The following is a 17,065-nucleotide window of genomic DNA, read 5'->3' as shown; positions in this document are numbered from 1 at the left end:
TCATGACCCTGCTGCACCGAACCCTGGCCCTCAGCGCCGCCCTGGTCGCCCTGGCCGGCCCGGCGCTGGCCGCGCCCGTCACGCTGAAGACCAATCCGGTCGACGACGACGGCCGCGTCACCCTGGGCGACATCTTCGACGGCGCGGGCGGGGCCGCCGACGTCATGGTCGCGCGCCGCGTCGGCCCGTCGGTCGTGATGGAGGCGGGCCAGCTCCAGGCTTTGGCGCGTCAGGCGGGACTGGACTGGACCAATCCCAACGGCCTGCGCCGCGTCGCCGTCCGCCAGGGCGTGGACGCGCCCGGCGCCGCGCCAACGGTCCAGGCGGCCGCCGCCTCGGCCTCCATCCGGCCCGCCGCCCGGCGCCCCGCCGCGCGCGAGACCGTCATCAAGCGCAACGACATGGTGCGCGTCACCTACGAGGTCGGCGGCGTGAAATTGGCCGTCCTGGGCCGCGCCATGCGCGACGCCGCCGTGGGCGAGCCCGTCGCCGTCACCAACACCACCTCCAACCGCATCATCGACGCGGTCGCCGCCGGTCCCGGCCAGGCCATCGCCGGTCCCGCCGGCGACGCCATCCGCGCCGACGCCCTGTCCCAGTTCGCCGCCCGCTAGTCCGAGCAGAGAGCCCCGTCATGCGTAACACCCTTCTCGCCGCCGCCCTGCTGACCGCCTCGGGCCTGACCGCCTGCTCCACCGCTGTGGAGGCCGTGCGCGGTCCCGAACTGGCCCCGATCGGCTATCCGGCCGCCCTGGTCCCGGTTCAGCAGGCCTATCTGCCCGCGCCGCGCACAGACGCGCAGCCCGCCAGCGCCAACAGCCTGTGGCGCACCGGCGCCCGCTCCTTCTTCGGCGACCAGCGGGCCCGCCATGTCGGCGACATCCTGACCGTGCGCATCGACATCGACGACCGCGCCCAGACCCAGAACAGCACCACGCGCGCGCGCACCAACGACATCTCCGCCGGCGTCAACAGCCTGCTGGGTCTGGAAAGCGCCGCCAACCGCGCCTTGCCCAACGCCTTCGACCCGTCGCGGCTGGTCGATCTGGGCGGCGAGGTGAACGCCGCCGGCTCCGGCTCGGTCAATCGCTCGGAGCGCGTCTCCCTGACGGTGGCCGCCGTGGTGACCGAGGTTCTGGCCAACGGGAACCTGGTGATCCAGGGCCGCCAGGAGGTCCGCACCAACCGCGAGGTCCGCGAACTGACCGTCGCCGGCATCGTGCGGCCCGAGGACATCTCCTCGGCCAACGCCATCAGCCACACCCAGATCGCCGAGGCGCGAATTTCCTACGGCGGGCGCGGGGACATCAGCCGGATGCAGGCCACCCCCGCCGGCCAGAGCCTGATCGAGCGCTTCAGTCCCTTCTGACGCGGCGCCCGGCAAAAAACGCCGGGCCGGCAAGCGCGGCCGTGAACCCCTGACGCCAACCGGCGTTAGTTCGGCGATGATGAAGTTTCTGGTCCCCGCCGTCGCCTGTATCGCCCTGGTCGCCGTCAGCGCCCGGACGCAGACGGTGGACGCTGCGTCGACCCTTCCCGAAATGGCGTGGCGCCTGGACCACGAGGGTCAGATGGCCAAGCTGACCTACGGGGCGGCCAATTCGGATCATCTGGCGGTGATGATCACCTGCCAGCCCGGCGAGGGTGTCGCGGTCTTCTATGGCGCCGCCCATCCGGACAGCCCGCGACTTCTTCAGGCCTCCAGCACCCCGCAAGCCGTGGATCCCCTGTCTAACGGCGCCGCCTACGAAACCCAGGTCGGCCTGGATGATCCCAGCCTGACGGGCCTGGCCCGCGACGGGTCATTGCGCCTGATCAGCGACGACGGATCGACCGTCCTGACGGCGGATTCCGCCGGCCGCCGGATGGCGTCGGACATGCTGGCCTATTGCGGTTCGTCGCGCGTCTGACGACATTGGCCAGGACGCGGCATGGCGCGTTGTCGGCGGGGCCTGACGCATGACCCTTATTGTCTCCCTGGCGCTCGCCGCCGCCATTCAGGCCGCGCCGGGTCCGGCGTGGACCTGGACGCTGTATGAGGGCGACGGCCCCGTGGTTCTGGCCAACGAGGCCCCCGACACGCCCGATCTGCGCGCCACCCTGCAATGCGACCGCGGCGCCGGCGCGGTGGAGGTGTCCGTCTATGATCAAGCGGCCCAGCCCGGCTTCGCCCGCGTCAGCGCCGGTCGCGCCTCGACGACCACCGAGGCCCAGGCCGGTCGCGACGGCGCTCTGAGTTTCGTCGTGCGCGCGGACCACCCGGTCTTCGCCGCCTTCGCCGGCAGCGGCCTGCTGACCGTCGTCGTCGGAGACGATCAGAGCCAGATCGTGGTTCAGCCTCGGCATCTGACCAAGCTGCGCCGCTTCACCGACCTTTGCGCGGGATAGAGTTCATGCGCCTCGCCTTCCTATCTATCGCGCTGACCGCCGCCGCTCTGTCGGCTTGCGCCACCTCGCCCCGCACGCCCGCCCCCGCCGTCGACGCCGCAGCGCCCGCGCCGATCGACGGCTACGACTGGTTCATGCACCAGGACGGGGGCGAGGCCATGCTGGCCTACGGCGTGGCCGACAGCGACGAGGTCAAACTGCGCTTCGACTGCGGCAAGGGAACAGGCCGCCTGCATCTGATCGCCCCGTCCGTGAAGGGCGAACGTCAGTTCTATCTTGAATCCGGCGGCGATACGGAACGGTATCCAGCGTCGCTCGAACCCTCGGGGCTGCACGACGGCGACCTGATGAACGCCGACGCGCCGGCCGACGCACCCGTGTTCCAGCGTTTTCGCCGTCTGGGCTGGATCGCCGCCTGGCGCGGCCAGGATCGCGAGGTCTATGCCGCCCATCCCGGGTCCGAAACCAAGGTCGAGGCCTTCTTCAGCGTCTGCGGCTGACCTTGCCGCTCTGGCGACGGCTTGACGGCGGCAGCCGCCTCGGCTTGCCTGCCGCCCTGTTTCGGGAGGGGTTCATGAAGGTTTCTCATCTGGCCGTCGCGGCGGCCCTGGCGTTGGGCGCGCCGGGGATCGCCCTGGCGCAGGCGGCGTCGCCCGCCGAGACGTCCCGCCCCGCGCCCAGCACGGCCGACGCGGCGCTGGAACAGATCGTCGCCGACTACGAAGCCTATCTGAAATCCGTCGATCCCACGTCCGCCAGCGGCGAGGGCGACCTTGAGGCGATGGCGCGGGTTCCCGACCTGTCGCGCGCGTTCGAACTGACCCAGCGCGCGCCGATGGAGGGTTTCGTCAGCCGCCTTCAGGCCATCAATACGGCCGATCTGTCCCACGCCAATCAGATCAACCACGCCTTCCTGCTCTATGCCCTGGCGCGCGGGATCGAAGGTCTGGACTACGACACCGGCCGCCTGGCCTTCGATAGCGAGGGCGGGCCGGGCACCTGGGCCATCTACATGGGTTCCAGCACCCGCCTGAACTCGGTCGCCGAGGCCGAGGCCTATCTGAAGCGGGTCGAGGGTTTCGCCACGATCTACGCCCAGACCACAGACAACGCCCGGCGCGGGCTGGAGACCGGCATGGTCCAGGCGCGCTCGGTGACGCAGAGCGCCATCGAACTGGCGCGCAACGACGTCGACACGCCCGCCGACGCCGATCCCCTGCTGAAGCCCCTGTCGACCCTGCCCGCCACGGTCTCCCAAGCGGACAAGGATCGCCTGACCGCGCTTGTCGCCGACGTGATCGCCCGCCACATCGTTCCCGCCCGCCAGGCCTGGCTGTCCTTCCTGGAAACCGAATATCTGCCCAAGGCGCCGGTCGAGCCCGGCCTTGCCCATCGGCCTGGCGGCAAGGCGCTCTACGCCTATCTGGTGCGCGGCCACACCACCACGGACCTGACGCCGGACCAGATCCACCAGATCGGTCTGGACGAGGTCGCCCGCATCCGCGCGCGCATGGACGTGGAGATGAAGGCGTCCGGCTGGACCGGCGACTTCGCCGGCTTCCTGACATTCCTGCGCACCGACCCGCAGTTCTACGCCTCGACGCGCGAGGAACTGCTGGAGAAGGCCTCGGAAATGGCCAAGCGCGCCGACGGGGGCCTGCCGCCGCTGTTCGCCACCCTGCCGCGCCTTCCCTACGACGTGCAGCCCGTCCCGCCGCAGATCGAGGAAAACTACACCACCGGCCGCTACAACGGCGGCTCGATGCAGAACGGCGTGGCCGCCCACTACATCGTCAACACCTCCAAGCTGGACCAGCGGCCGCTCTACGAACTGCCGGCCCTGACGCTGCACGAGGCCGTGCCCGGCCACCATGTCCAGATCGCCCTGCAGCAGGAAGCCGAGGGCCAGCCCTATTTCCGCCGTCAGGCCAACGTCAGCGCCTTCACCGAGGGCTGGGGCCTCTACGCGGAGTACCTGGGCGAGGAGATGGGCTTCTACCGCACGCCGTACGAACGGTTCGGCCGGCTGTCCTACGAGATGTGGCGCGCCTGCCGCCTGGTCGCCGACACCGGCCTGCACTGGATGGGATGGAGCGAGGAACAGGCCCGCGCCTGCTTCCGCGACAACTCAGCCCTGGCGCCGCACAACATCGAGACCGAGCTTCAGCGCTACATCGGCTGGCCCGGCCAGGCCACGGCCTACAAGATCGGGGAAATCCGCCTGCGCGAAATCCGCGCCCGCGCCGAGCGCGAACTGGGGCCGAAGTTCAACGTCCGCACCTTCCACGACGCTCTGCTGACCGAAGGCCCCCTGCCGCTGGCCCTGCTGGACCAGCGCATGGACGCCTGGATCGCGGAGCAGAAATAAGCCCTTCCCCCGCTTGTCGGGGAAGTGTCAGGTCGTGGCGCGCAGCGACACGCCTGACGATGGGGGAAGTATCCTCTTGCAAGAGCACTTCCCTCTCCGACCCTGGTTCGCTTCGCGAACGACGGGCCACCTCTCCCGCAAGCGGGAGAGGGTCGTCGCTCCTAGGCCCAATCCGGGACCGGCAGTCCTTTCGAGGTCAGGAAAGCGGGGTTGAACAGCTTGGACGCATAGCGCGATCCGGGGTCGCACAGGCAGGTGACGATGGTCCTGCCCGGTCCCAGCTCGCGCGCCAGCCGCACGGCGCCGGCGATGTTCACGCCCGCCGAACCGCCCAGCGACAGTCCCTCGTGCTTCACCAGGTCGAACAGGATCGGCAGGAACTCCGCGTCTTCGATCCGATAGGCGAAGTCGGGCTTGAAGCCTTCCAGATTGCCGGTGATGCGGGCCACGCCGATTCCTTCGGTGATGGAGGACCCCTCGCCGCTCATCTCGCCCTTGGTGAACCAGTTGAACATGGCCGCGCCCGCCGGGTCGGCCAGGGCGATGGCCACGTCGGGCTTCCGTTCGCGCAGATAGGTCGATACGCCCGCGATGGTGCCCCCCGATCCGACGGCGCTGACGAAGGCGTCCACCCGCCCCTCGGTCTGGCGCCAGATTTCCGGGCCGGTGTTGAAATAGTGGGCGTCGCGGTTGGCGGTGTTGTCGAACTGATTGGCCCAGATGGCGCCTGCCGCCTCGCTGTCGTTCAACTCGGCCGCCAAGCGCCCGGAATAGTGGACGAAGTGGTTGGGGCTGGAGAAGGGCGCGGCGTCGACCTCGACCAGGCGCGCGCCCAGCGAGCGGATGGCGGACTTCTTCTCCTCGGACTGGGTGCGCGGAATGACGATCACCACCGGATGGCCCAGCGCCGCACCGACCAGGGCCAGGCCGATGCCGGTATTGCCGGCCGTCCCCTCCACGATCGTCCCGCCCGGCCTCAGCGCGCCCGACGCCCGCGCGCCCTGCACGATGGACAAGGCCGCGCGGTCCTTGATCGAGCCGCCGGGGTTCATGAACTCGGCCTTGCCCAGGATTTCGCAGCCCGTCTCGTCGGATAGGCGGTTCAGGCGGATCAGCGGCGTGTCGCCGATCAGGTTGATGACGGAGGCGTTGGCGGACAATGTGAAACTTTCAGGCGAAGTCGAAGAAGGATCAGGCGGCCTTGCGCTTGCCTAAGTGGATGCCGCACTCGACCTTGTCCATGCCCGACCAGCGGCCGGCGCGTCCGTCCTCGCCGTCGTCCACCGCGCGGGTGCACGGCCAGCAGCCGATAGAGCGGTAGCCCTGTTCGACCAGGGGGTGGCGCGGCAGGTCGCGCGCGTCCAGCCAGGCCTCCACGTCTTCGCCGGTCCAGTCGGCCAGCGGATTGATCCGCAGCACCCCGTCCAGCACCTCGAACGGTCTAAGGTCCGCCCGCGTCGAGGCCTGATAGCGCTTGCGCCCGGTGATCAGGGCGTCGAACCCCGCCGTCGCCCGCGCCAGGGGGCGTACCTTCCTCAGATCGCAGCAGGCGTCGGCCTCGGTCTTCCACAGGTCGTCGCGCGCATCCAGGGTCCCCTTCTCCTCGGCGTCCGGCGTGACCAGCCGCACATCCGTCAGGCCCAGCGCCTTGGTCAGTTGGGTGCGGTAGGACAGGGTCTGGAGAAAGTGCTGGCCCGTCTCCAGGAAAACCACCGGCACGTCCGCCTTCTCGCGCGCCACCACGTCCAGCAGCACCGCCGATTCCGCGCCGAAGGAGGAGATGGCGCCGACCTTCAGCCCCAGGGCCGGGTCCAGAGCCGCCTTCACGATCTCGGCCGCGCCCTTGCCCGCCGTCTCGCGGTTCAGCCGTTCGGCCAGGGCGTCCAGGTCGCGGTCGTTGGCCGCCGCGCGACGCCGCCGCCAGATGGCCGGATCGGGGTCGACGGCGGGCTGGTAGGCGGCGTCAAACGCCCGGTCCATCCGCGCCCAGACCGCCCGGTCCGCGCCCGGCGCCAGCTCCACCGCGTCGAAACCGGACCGCCGCAGGTGCCGCGCCTGATCCGGCAGGAGCTTGCCCGCCGCGATCAGCTGGCCGCGATAGCCCCGCTCGCGCAGCACCGCGGCCAGGGAAAAGCCGCGCCCGTCGCGAAAGGCGTCGAACTCCAGCACCAGCACGTCCTCGGCCGCCGCGGCGGCCTCCACCTCCTCCAGCGGGGTCGTCACCGGCAGGCGCAGGCCGTTCTGAATTCCCTCAAGCGTTTGCAGCATCGAGCGTCTCGTAGATGGCGTCGCGGAAGGGCTCGGGTCCGACACGGCGCACCGTGTCGATGAAGCGCTCGCCCTCGGCGCGGATTTGCAGATAGCGGTCCAGGGTCCGCTGGATGGCCGGCGCGACCTCATCCGCGGGCAGGCTCTTGCCGACGATGTCGCCCAGCGCGGCCTGTTCGTCGGGCGAGCCGCCGACGGTGATCTGGTAGTATTCCTCGCCCTTGCGATCGACGCCCAGCACGCCGATGTGGCCGACGTGGTGGTGGCCGCAGGCGTTGGTGCAGCCGCTCATGTTGATGCGCACCGGCCCCAGCCGCTCCTGGTAGTCCAGGTCGGCCAGTCGCTTGGACAGGGCCTGGGCCACCGGGATCGAGCGGGCGTTGGCCAGGCTGCAGTAGTCCAGGCCGGGGCAGGCGATCACGTCGGTCGCCAGGTCCGCATTGGCCGTGGCCAGCCCCGCCTCGCGCAGCGCGCGCCAGACCGCCGGAACGTCGTCCAGCTTCACATGAGGCAGGACGAGGTTCTGCTCATAGGCGGCGCGCAACTCGTCGAACGAATAGCGCTGGGCCAGGTCCGCCGCGGCCTCCATCTGATCGGCCGTGATGTCGCCCGGCACCCCGCCCACCGGCTTCAGCGACACCACCACCGAGGCGTAGCCGGCCTGGCGATGGCGGCGCACGTTGTTCCTGGCGAACCGGGCGAAGTCGGGATCGGCCAGCAGCGCCCGCTCGAACGGCGCGCTGGTCCTGGGCAGGGCCTCGAAGGCGGGAGGCGCGAAATAGGCCTTGATCCGCTCGGCCTCGTCCTGCGGAATTTGCAGGTCCTCGCGACGCAGGGTGGCGTAGTGCCGATCCACCTCCTCGCGGAAGGCGTCGATCCCCAGCGAGGCGACCAGGATCTTGATACGCGCCTTGTGGATGTTGTCGCGCCGCCCCAGCAGGTTCCAGGCTCGCAGGATGGCGGTCAGATAGGCCAGCAGGTCCGCCGCCGGCACGCTGGAGGCGATCTCCTGGCCGATGTGCGGCAGACGCCCCTGGCCGCCGCCGACGAAGACGCGGAAGGCCGTGCCGCCGTGGTCGCCCCGCACGATCTGAAGGCCGACGTCGTGGGTGCGAATGGCCGCCCGATCCTTCTCGGCCCCGGTCACCGCGATCTTGAACTTGCGCGGCAGGAACGAGAACTCGGGGTGGATGGTCGACCACTGTCGAATGATCTCGCACCAGGGACGGGGATCCTCGATCTCGTCCTCGGCGGCGCCGGCGAAGACGTCCGTGGTGACATTTCGGATGCAGTTGCCGCTGGTCTGGATGGCGTGCATCTCGACCTCGGCCAGGTCGCTCAGGATCGCCGGCAGGTCGGTCAGGGCCGGCCAATTGTACTGGATGTTCGTCCGCGTGGTGAAATGGCCGTAGCCCTTGTCATAGGTGCGGGCGATATGGGCCAGCTGGCGCATCTGCCGGCTGTCGAACGTGCCGTAGGGGATGGCGACCCGCAGCATATAGGCATGGAGCTGCAGATAGACGCCGTTCATCAGCCGCAGCGGCTTGAACTCGTCTTCCGTCAGGGCGCCGGACGCGCGCCGCGCCACCTGGTCGGCGAACTCCTCGACCCGTTCGCGCACCACGGCGTGGTCGAACTCGTCATAGCGGTACATCAGCCCACGCCCCCATTGACGTGCAGGTCCACGCTGTGCCCCACGGTCGGCCCGGCCGAGCGGATGCGTTCCTTCAGCCGGTCGCGCCCGGACGGCGCGTGGTCCTGCACCTCGACCAGATAGGGATTGACGAAAACGTCGGGCCGACCGGCGACGTCAGCCAGCACGACCGCGGCGGCGGGATCGTCCAGCACCGAGGCCTGGTCGATCCGCTCCACAGGTTGGTTGTCCACGCCCACATAGATGACGCGGCCGTCCGACAGGCGGTTCGCCGTCACGATCTTCACGCCGCCGCCTCCGCGCGAACATCCAGCTGAGCCGCCGAGAACGCCGCCGTCTCGCCGACGAACAGCAGCGCCGGCCCCGACAGGTTCGCGCCGCGCACCAGGGCGCCCAGCCCGTCCAATCGTCCCGTCAGGACGCGCTCGTCCGGGCGGCTGCCGTTCTCGACGATGGCCACGGGCGTCGAGCCCGCGCGCCCGGCCTGCATCAGTTTCGCCGCCGTTTCCTCGGCCCGGTCGACGCCCATGTAGATGGCCAGGGTGTGGTTCGGCGCCGCCAGGCGCGCCCAGTCGGCGTCGACGCCGCCCGGCTTGGCCTGGGCCGTCACGAAGGTCACCGCCTGGGCGTGGTCGCGGTGCGTCAGGGGCACCCCCGCCGAGGCCGCGCAGGCCAGGGCCGCCGTCACCCCGGGCACCATGAAGACGGGCACGCCCGCCGCGCGCACGGCCTCCAGCTCCTCGCCGCCGCGCCCGAAGACGAACGGATCGCCGCCCTTCAGCCGCACGACGCGATGGCCGGCGCGGGCTTCGGCGATCATCAGGGCCTCGATCTGGTCCTGGGGCACGGAGTGATCCCCCCGCGCCTTGCCGACATACAGCCGTTTGGCGTCGCGGCGCGCGCGCTCCAGCACCGCCTCGGGAACCAGCCGGTCGTGAATGATGACGTCGGCGTCCTGCAAGACCCGCAGCGCCTTCAGCGTCAGCAGTTCGGGGTCGCCCGGCCCCGCGCCGACGATGTGAACCACGCCCTGTTCCGGCGCCGCCACGTTCAGCAGGCGCAGCATCTCGCGCCGCGCCTCGGCGGTGCGGCCCTCGGAGGCCAGGTCGGCGGCCGGCCCTCGAAAGGCCTTCTCCCAGAAACGGCGACGCGCCATGAAGTCCGGCACGCTGGCCTTGACCGTCTCGCGCAGGTCGCGCGCCATCCGCGCCACATTGGCCAGCCCGGCGGGCAGGACGCCTTCGATGCGCGTGCGGACGTCGCGCGCCAGGATCGGCGCGGAGCCGCCGGTCGCCACCCCGACGACGACCTCGTCGCGGTCGATCAGGGCCGGCGTCTGGAAGTCGCTCAGGCTCGGCTGGTCCACCACATTGACCTGGGCGCCGGCCGCCCGCGCCAGCGCCGCCAATCGCGCAGCCCCCGCCACGTCCTGCAGCGCGATGAAGACCAGTCTCGCGCCCGTGAAATCCTCGGCGCCCGGCGTCCGATCAACCGGCGTGGGCGCGCCCTGCGGCGTCTCCAGCCGCGCGGGCTCGCCGTCCGGCGCGAACCAGACCAGGTCGGCCGGCGTGCTCAGGAACAATCGCAGCTTCGCCAGCGCCGGTTCCCCGGCGCCCACGATCACGACCTTGGCGGCCTCCAGCGGCACGGAGGCGAGAAATACACGCATCGTCTTGCTTTCAAGGCCGTCGAGGGGGGAAGAAGGACCGACGGCGAAATCGCACCTTCGGATTCCCGCCGGTTTGTCGCAAACCAGATTGCGTCCTGCTCACTGATAGGATTTCTAACGGCGATGGCTCGATCGCTCCTTCCGCTGAACGCCCTGCGCGCCTTCGAGGCGGCCGCGCGGCACCTGAACTTCTCGCGCGCGGCGGACGAACTGGCCGTCACGCCGGGGGCCGTCAGCCAGCAGATCCGGCTGCTGGAGGACATCGTCGGCGGCCCCCTGTTCATGCGCGAGGCGCGGGGTCTTCAGCTGACCGACCTGGGGCGGGGCGCGACGCCCCTGCTGCGCGAGGGGTTCGAACGGCTGATGGACGCCTCGGCGCTCTTGCGCGAGCCGCCGCGCCGAAAGCAGGTGTCGATCAGCGTCGCGCCCGGCTTCGCCTCCAAATGGCTGATGCCGCGCATGGACGACTTCCACGCCGCCCATCCCGAGATCGAGCTGTGGATCTCGGCCGACATGGAGCCGGCGGACCTGTCGGAGGGCAAGATCGACCTGGCGGTGCGCTACGGCGCCGGCGACTATCCGGGCCACACCGTCGAACGGCTGATGACCGAAACGGTCCTGCCGGTCTGCGCCCCCGCGCTGATGAGCGGCGATCACCCGATCCGCGATCCCGCCGACCTGCTGCACCACGCCCTGCTGCACGACATGTCCAACGACGGCGATCCCAGCCGCCCGGACTGGGCCATGTGGCTGAAGGCCCGCGGCGTGCGCCATCCCGATCCGCGCCGGGGTTCGCGCTTCAACCAGTCCAGCCTGCTGATCGAGGCGGCGGCGTCGGGGCGCGGCGTGGCCCTGGCCAAGCGCACCCTGGCCCAGGCCGACCTGGCGTCCGGCCGGCTGGTCGCCCCGTTTCCCGACGGGTCCGAGGCGGTGGGCTTCGTCTATTCGGTGGTCCAGCCGCGCGACCGCCCGCCCTCGCCCAGCGCCACGGCCTTCGTCGCCTGGCTGAAGAAGCAGGCCGTGGATCACGACAACACGATGGGCCAGCTCTGAGGCCCAGATCTGAGGCCCGAGATCAGGCGGCGGCCGGCAGGGCCACGGGCCGTTCGGTGACGACGAACAGGTGCTCGACGTTGCGCAGCCGCCCGACCTGGCCGACCTTCTCGCCCTTGGGATTGTGGATGCCGATGCGGGCGCCGACGTAGCGGGGGTGGGCGATCTCCACCACCTGCACATGGCCCCGCGCCGACAGCATCTCCACCAGGTCCGCGCGGCTAAGATAGCCCTCGTCGTTGAAGCTGACGATCAGGTTGGGCGCGCTGACCCGTTCGATCACCGCGCGCAGGGCCGGACCGATGCCGGGCCGGCTGTTGAAGGCGCTCTTGCGGGTCTTCACGTCGATCCGCTTGTTGGCCACGCCATAGGTTTCGGGCCGGTCCCACAGCACCAGGCTTTCCCAGCAGTGATAGTTGGCCAGATAGGAATGCTGGTTGTAGGGCGGATCCAGATAGACCAGGTCCGCCTCCATCTGGCCGGCCATCTCCACCGCATCGCCCCGCGTCGCGCGGCACGGCGCCCCGACCGAAGGCAGCAGGTCCGGCAGACGCAGTTCCAGCGGTTTCAGCGCGCGCGGCGCCCAGCGCTTCATATAGGCCATCTGCACCCCGGCGGTGGAATCCACCCGGTCGGCGGCCTCCATCAGGCTGACCAGGACGATGGCCTTCAGTTCCGGCTCCAGTTCCAGCGTCTCGACCCGCTCGCGCATGGCGTCGATCCGCGCGCCGTTGTCCGGGTGGAAATAGCGGGCGTCCTCGCAGAAGGCCTGGGTGAACCAGCCCGCCTCCGGCCGCACTTCCCGCAGTTCGGCCAGCACCGCCTCGGCCCGCGCCAGCCAGCGCTCCCGGTCCGCCTGGACATAGGCGGTCGCCAAGGTGTGAGCATAGGCGTTGTGGTCGTTGGACCAGACCTGGAAGCCCTGCCGCTTCAGCGCATGGCCCACCCGCGCCGTGCCGGAAAACAGGTCGCACACCCGCCCGCCATCCGGCAGCAGGCCCGCCACCGCTCCCGTCACATGACCCAACAGGGCGCGCTTGGAGCCGATGTATTTGATCATGTGCGCCGCCGACTCATGGGCGGAGCCTAGCCGCCCCCGCTTCAAAGCGGGAGGGGTTAACCCTTGCGGCGCGGCTTGGCCTTGGCGGCCGGCGCATGGGCCAGACGCAGCAGGTTGGCCGCGCCGGGCGCTCCGAACGGCGTGCCGGCCAGGATCAGGATACGCTGGCCGGGTTCGGCCAGGCCGTATTCAAGCGCGCCGTCCACGGCCTGGTCGGTCACCTGCTCCAGCGAATCCGGCTGATCGCCCAGGCGCGGCTCCAGCCCCCAGACCAGGGCCAGCCGCCGCGCGGTCGAGGCGTTGGGCGTCAGGGCCAGGATCGGCTTCAGCGGCCGTTCGCGCGCCATGCGTCTAGCCGTGCCGCCCAAGGTCGTGAACACCACCATGCAGGCTGTGGACGGGGCGTCGGCCGCCTTTCTCGCCGCGCCCACCAGGGCGTCGACGTCGTGCTCGTCCATGCCGGCGTGTTCGGCGCCCATCAGGCTGGGCCACATCGGGTCGTTCTCCACCCGCTCGATGATGCGGCTCATGATGCCGACCGCTTCCAGCGGATAGTCGCCCGACGCCGTCTCGGCCGACAACATCAGGGCGTCGGCGCCCTCATAGACCGCATTGGCCACGTCGGTGGCTTCCGCCCGGGTCGGGGCCGGGGCGCTGGTCATCGATTCCAGCATCTGGGTCGCCACGATCACCGGCACGCCGCGATTGCGGGCGGCGCGCACGATCTGCTTCTGGGCGACCGGCACCTCTTCCGGGTCCATCTCCACGCCCAGGTCGCCGCGCGCGACCATCACCCCGTCGCAGTAGTCCAGGATGGCCTCCAGGTCGGCCAGGGCGGCCGGCTTCTCGATCTTGGCCAGACACGCCGCTTGGCCGTTCACGATCCGCTTCAGTTCGGCCATGTCCTCGGGCTTCTGCACGAAGCTCAGCGCCACCCAGTCGACGCCCAGCCGCAGGGCGAAGGCCAGGTCCTCGCGGTCCTTGGGCGTCAGGGCCGAAACCGGGATCACCGCCTCGGGCACGGCCACGCCCTTGCGGTCCGACAGTTTGGAGCCGCTTTCGACCGTCACATCGGCCCATTCGTCGGTGCGCTTGCCGACACGCAGCCGCACCCGGCCGTCGTCCAGCAGCAGCAGCATCCCCTCGCGCAGGGCCTTGAAGATTTCCGGATGCGGCATCTGCACCCGCGTCTCGTCACCCGGCGTCGGGTCCAGATCGAAGCGCATGACGTGGCCCGGCTTGACTGCGATCTCGACGTCCTTGAACCGGCCCAGACGCAGCTTGGGCCCCTGCAGGTCGGCCAGCACGCCCAATGGACGCTGCAACGCCATCTCGGCGCCCCGCACGGCCTTCAGCGCCGCGGCGTGATCCTCGTGCGAGCCGTGACTGAAGTTCAGGCGGAACACGTCCACCCCGGCCTGGGCCAGGGCCTTGACGGTCCCCGGCGCACGGCTGGCGGGGCCCAGGGTCGCGACGATGCGCGCGCGGCGGGCTCTTTGCATGAACGGATTTCCTCGTATGGCTCTGACGGCCGGCGCCTCCCCTCAGAAGCGCTTCTCAGCCCTTTGTGCCAATGAAATGCGGGAGGCGTAAGAGCGCCTCCCGCCGTGGAAACACGAGTTTATGTCGACCCGCGCGGCCTATTTCGTCTCGCAACGGCCCTTGGCGAACTGAGGCAGGTCCATGCAGCGGCCGTCGATCGGGGCGTCGGGTTGAACGCCGATCAGGTTGGCCAGGGTCGGGGCGATGTCGATGGTGCGCATGGGCAGGAAACGCTCCTGTCCTTCCGCGCCCGGCCACCAGAAAACGATCGGCACGCGGCGGTCGTATTCCCAGGGCGTCCCGTGACTGGGGATCGCGCCGCCGACACGGCCGCCCGCCACCACGTTCGGCTGGAAGGCCAGGATGATGTCCGGCGACCGTCCCTCGACCACCGACAGCCGCATCCGCTCCTGGAGCGTCAGCATTTCGGGGTTGCGCGTGTCGGGGATCGGCAGGGCCAGCATCCGCTCGCGCGTCTCGGCGAAGGCGATGTCCGGCAACTGGCGCAGGCGCTCCACCGCCGCCTCGGCCGCCTGCGTCCGCAGCGGTTCAGGCAGGGCGCGGTCCTCGGCGTCGGCCACGATGATCCCGCTGCCGCCCTGCTGCAGGGGCGCCGCATCCAGGCCGAAGCGTTGCTGCAGTTCGGCGCTCACCGTCGCCACGCCCCTCAGATCGGCGCGGTGGGCGTGGGGATAGCCGCGCGCGGCCAGGCGCTCGACGAAGTCGGACCCGCCGTGGTCGGCCGTCAGCACCACCAGCGCGCCGCCCGGAACCTGGGCCAACCTGTTCAGGAAGCCGCCCAGGGCTTCGTCCAGTCGGTGCTGCTGCTCGCACATCTCCGGCCCCTGGGTGCCGTAGCCGTGGCCGATGCGATCGGTGCCCGACAGGCTGACGCCCAGCACGTCCACCGACGCGCTCTGCCCCAGCTTCTGGCTGTCCAGCAGGTACTCCGCCGCCTTCAGCGTCTGCTCGTCCAACAGAGGCGATGTGTCGAACTTCAGGTTCGTCGGCGGCAGGACGGAATGAAAGGTCTGGCCGCGAATGACCCAGTCGCCGCCCAGGGCGCGGCAGTCGTCGTGGCGATAGTCCCACGTCACCGGCTGGGCGGCCATCTCGGCGCGAAAGGCGGTGTTGAACGCGGTCACCGGCGCCAGGCGCGCCTCGGCGACCTGGCCCGGTTCGACATAGGTGGTCAGGCCGAAGTCGTCGGTGAACCAGAACGCCTGGCCGTGATGGCCCGCCAGGTTGATCGCGCCCCGATCCTTGCCCGAGACGGCGAAGACCTTGCTGGCGGGGCTGGCCGCCACAAGCCAGTCGCCCAGGCTGGTCGCCTTGATCTGGTCCGGGCCCACCGGCCCGTTGTCCGACCCGTCGTCGCCGTGGGCCAGGTGGTTCTGCGGCGCGGCCAGGCAATAGACCTCCTTGCCCGTCGCAGGATCGACCCAGTCGTTCGCGGGGATGCCCGTCTCGGCGGGGTGCATGCCGGTCAGGACGGTGGAGTGGCCGGGGCAGGTCTCGGTCAGGCCGTGCGTCTGGTAGCCGTTGATCGACACCAGTCCCTGGTCGGCCAGCCGCTTCAGGCCGCCCGTGTAGCGGCTGCGATACTGGTCGAACAGGTTGGCGCTGAACTGATCGACCACGATGGTGACGATCAGACGGGGCGGCGCGGCGCGTTCCGGCGCGGCCGCCAGGCTGGGGAACGCCGCCCCCGCCGCCAGGACCGCCGAAAGCAAGGCCGGTGCGAACTTCATCATGCCACTCCTGAAACGTCGGACGCAGATGCCTCTATCGGCGCCGCATTGCAACGCTGTGACAGGAGCCGCCGGGCTCAGGTCGCCGCTTCGGGTTCCAGCTTCGCCATCGACGGCCGTTCGGCCGCCTTCGACGCCGCCACGGCCTCCACCGCTCGCATGACGCGCAACAGGTTCTCGCCCGAAATCTTGCGGATGTCCGCCTCGGTCCAGCCGGCCGCCATCAGGGCCGCCAGGATGCGGGGATAGGCGTCCACGCCGCCCATGCCCGCGGGCAGGCTGCCGATGCCGTCGAAGTCGGCGCCCATCCCCACATGGTCGATCCCGGCCACCTCGCGAACGTGCTGGATATGGGCGACCACGTCAGCTAGCGTCGCCTGCGGCGTCGGGTGCGCCCGCATCCAGGCCGTCAGGCCCGCCTCGACCGCCGACGGATCGCCGGGGTTCAGCGACTTCAGCCGCGCCTCCTCGGCCGCCTGCGCCGCGTTCCACGCCCGCACGGTCTCCGACACGAAGCCGGGCGCCAGGTTGATCATCACGATCCCGCCGTCCTCCGGCATCATCCGCAGGACCCGATCGGGGACGTTGCGGGGATGGCCCGTCACTGCCCGCGCCGAGGAGTGCGAGAAGATCACCGGCGCCTCGGACACCCGCATGGCGTCCAGCATGGTGTCTTCCGACACGTGGCTCAGGTCCACCATCATGCCCAGGCGGTTCATCTCGCGGACCACCTCTTCGCCGAAGGCGTTCAGCCCGCCCCATTTCGGCGCGTCGGTGGCGCTGTCGGCCCAACTGGTGGTCCTGGAGTGGGTCAGGGTCATGTAGCGCGCGCCGGCCCGATAGAACTCCCGCAGCAAAGCCAGCGAATCGTCGATCGAATAGCCGCCTTCCATGCCGATCAGGCTGGCGATGCGGCCGGAGGCGAACACCGCGTCCACCTCGTCCGCCGTCGTGGCCAGGCCGAACGTTTCGGGGTGGGCGGCGATGATCCGCTTGGCCGTGTCGATCTGCTCGAAGGTCTCCTCGACCGCCTCCAGCGGCGTCAGGCTGGCGGGCACATAGACCGACCAGAACTGCCCGCCCACGCCCCCGGCGCGCAGGCGCGGAATGTCGGTGTGCAGCTTGGTGGACGCCGCCAGATTCTGGTTCAGGTCCACCGCATGGACGTCGGCGCCGTACTGCTGGCGCAGCGCCCACGGCAGGTCGTTGTGCCCGTCGATCAGCGGCGTCGTCTTCAAGATCTCCATGACCCGCACCTCGCCGGCGTCCTGGGCGTGGGCGACCATGGCCAGGGCGGCGAAGGCGGCGCCGG

16 protein-coding genes are annotated in these 17,065 nt (G+C 70.3%); 7 read left to right on the top strand and 9 right to left on the bottom strand.

What is annotated here, in order from left to right; translation table 11 throughout:
- Positions 1-2: 2 nt before the first annotated feature.
- The 6 genes from B2U11_RS02735 to B2U11_RS02710 all read left to right on the top strand — a co-directional run bounded on the left by B2U11_RS02735 (position 3) and on the right by B2U11_RS02710 (position 4,756).
- Complete coding sequence (locus B2U11_RS02735) at positions 3-614, top strand: flagella basal body P-ring formation protein FlgA (protein WP_292069795.1); 612 nt, start codon at positions 3-5, stop codon at positions 612-614.
- Positions 615-634: 20 nt separating this feature from the next.
- Positions 635-1,369, top strand: coding sequence for a flagellar basal body L-ring protein FlgH (gene flgH / locus B2U11_RS02730; protein WP_292069793.1), 735 nt, complete (start codon positions 635-637; stop codon positions 1,367-1,369).
- 76 nt (positions 1,370-1,445) lie between these two features.
- Positions 1,446-1,910 (top strand): hypothetical protein, encoded by a 465-nt coding sequence (locus tag B2U11_RS02725; protein WP_292069791.1) that lies wholly within the window; start codon positions 1,446-1,448, stop codon positions 1,908-1,910.
- Positions 1,911-1,959: 49 nt separating this feature from the next.
- Positions 1,960-2,388, top strand: coding sequence for a hypothetical protein (locus B2U11_RS02720; RefSeq protein ID WP_292069788.1), 429 nt, complete (start codon positions 1,960-1,962; stop codon positions 2,386-2,388).
- A 5-nt stretch (positions 2,389-2,393) separates the two neighbouring features.
- Positions 2,394-2,888, top strand: coding sequence for a hypothetical protein (locus B2U11_RS02715; protein ID WP_292069786.1), 495 nt, complete (start codon positions 2,394-2,396; stop codon positions 2,886-2,888).
- 74 nt (positions 2,889-2,962) lie between these two features.
- The gene (locus B2U11_RS02710) at positions 2,963-4,756 is read left to right on the top strand and encodes a DUF885 domain-containing protein (protein ID WP_292069785.1); all 1,794 of its coding nucleotides are present in this window, start codon (positions 2,963-2,965) and stop codon (positions 4,754-4,756) included.
- Positions 4,757-4,917: 161 nt separating this feature from the next.
- On the opposite strand, the gene B2U11_RS02705 is transcribed toward B2U11_RS02710, so the two are convergent.
- From B2U11_RS02705 to cysG, 5 genes are read right to left on the bottom strand one after another with little or no spacing between them, the layout of a single operon-like run.
- On the bottom strand, positions 4,918-5,916 hold the full coding sequence (locus B2U11_RS02705) for a cysteine synthase A (protein ID WP_292069783.1): 999 nt from the start codon (positions 5,914-5,916) through the stop codon (positions 4,918-4,920).
- A gap of 31 nt (positions 5,917-5,947) precedes the next feature.
- The gene (locus B2U11_RS02700) at positions 5,948-7,024 is read right to left on the bottom strand and encodes a phosphoadenylyl-sulfate reductase (protein ID WP_292069782.1); all 1,077 of its coding nucleotides are present in this window, start codon (positions 7,022-7,024) and stop codon (positions 5,948-5,950) included.
- The gene (locus B2U11_RS02695; protein ID WP_292069781.1) at positions 7,008-8,678 is read right to left on the bottom strand and encodes a nitrite/sulfite reductase; all 1,671 of its coding nucleotides are present in this window, start codon (positions 8,676-8,678) and stop codon (positions 7,008-7,010) included. The genes B2U11_RS02700 and B2U11_RS02695 overlap by 17 nt, the downstream gene beginning before the upstream one ends.
- Positions 8,678-8,965: a DUF2849 domain-containing protein gene (locus B2U11_RS02690; protein ID WP_292069779.1), complete on the bottom strand. Its 288-nt coding sequence runs from the start codon at positions 8,963-8,965 to the stop codon at positions 8,678-8,680. The genes B2U11_RS02695 and B2U11_RS02690 overlap by 1 nt, the downstream gene beginning before the upstream one ends.
- The gene (gene cysG, locus B2U11_RS02685; RefSeq protein ID WP_292069778.1) at positions 8,962-10,347 is read right to left on the bottom strand and encodes a siroheme synthase CysG; all 1,386 of its coding nucleotides are present in this window, start codon (positions 10,345-10,347) and stop codon (positions 8,962-8,964) included. The genes B2U11_RS02690 and cysG overlap by 4 nt, the downstream gene beginning before the upstream one ends.
- A 123-nt stretch (positions 10,348-10,470) precedes the next feature.
- On the opposite strand from cysG, the gene gcvA reads away from it, so the two are divergent.
- Positions 10,471-11,400, top strand: a complete 930-nt coding sequence (gcvA, locus tag B2U11_RS02680) for a transcriptional regulator GcvA (protein WP_292069776.1) — start codon at positions 10,471-10,473, stop codon at positions 11,398-11,400.
- Positions 11,401-11,422: 22 nt separating this feature from the next.
- On the opposite strand, the gene B2U11_RS02675 is transcribed toward gcvA, so the two are convergent.
- The 4 genes from B2U11_RS02675 to B2U11_RS02660 form a co-directional block, all read right to left on the bottom strand.
- A complete protein-coding gene (locus tag B2U11_RS02675) occupies positions 11,423-12,460 on the bottom strand; it encodes a DNA adenine methylase (RefSeq protein ID WP_292069774.1) in 1,038 nt (345 codons plus the stop codon).
- Positions 12,461-12,516: 56 nt separating this feature from the next.
- Positions 12,517-13,962 (bottom strand): pyruvate kinase, encoded by a 1,446-nt coding sequence (pyk, locus tag B2U11_RS02670; RefSeq protein ID WP_292069772.1) that lies wholly within the window; start codon positions 13,960-13,962, stop codon positions 12,517-12,519.
- Positions 13,963-14,100: 138 nt separating this feature from the next.
- Complete coding sequence (locus B2U11_RS02665) at positions 14,101-15,756, bottom strand: alkaline phosphatase family protein (RefSeq protein WP_292069771.1); 1,656 nt, start codon at positions 15,754-15,756, stop codon at positions 14,101-14,103.
- A gap of 74 nt (positions 15,757-15,830) precedes the next feature.
- A partial coding sequence (locus B2U11_RS02660; protein ID WP_349680697.1) for a dipeptidase occupies positions 15,831-17,065 on the bottom strand: 1,235 nt, incomplete at its 5' end.

Origin of the sequence: Brevundimonas sp. UBA7534 (assembly GCF_002479325.1) — a bacterium.
Lineage (GTDB): Bacteria > Pseudomonadota > Alphaproteobacteria > Caulobacterales > Caulobacteraceae > Brevundimonas.
This window is presented reverse-complemented; position numbering and strand designations above follow the sequence as displayed.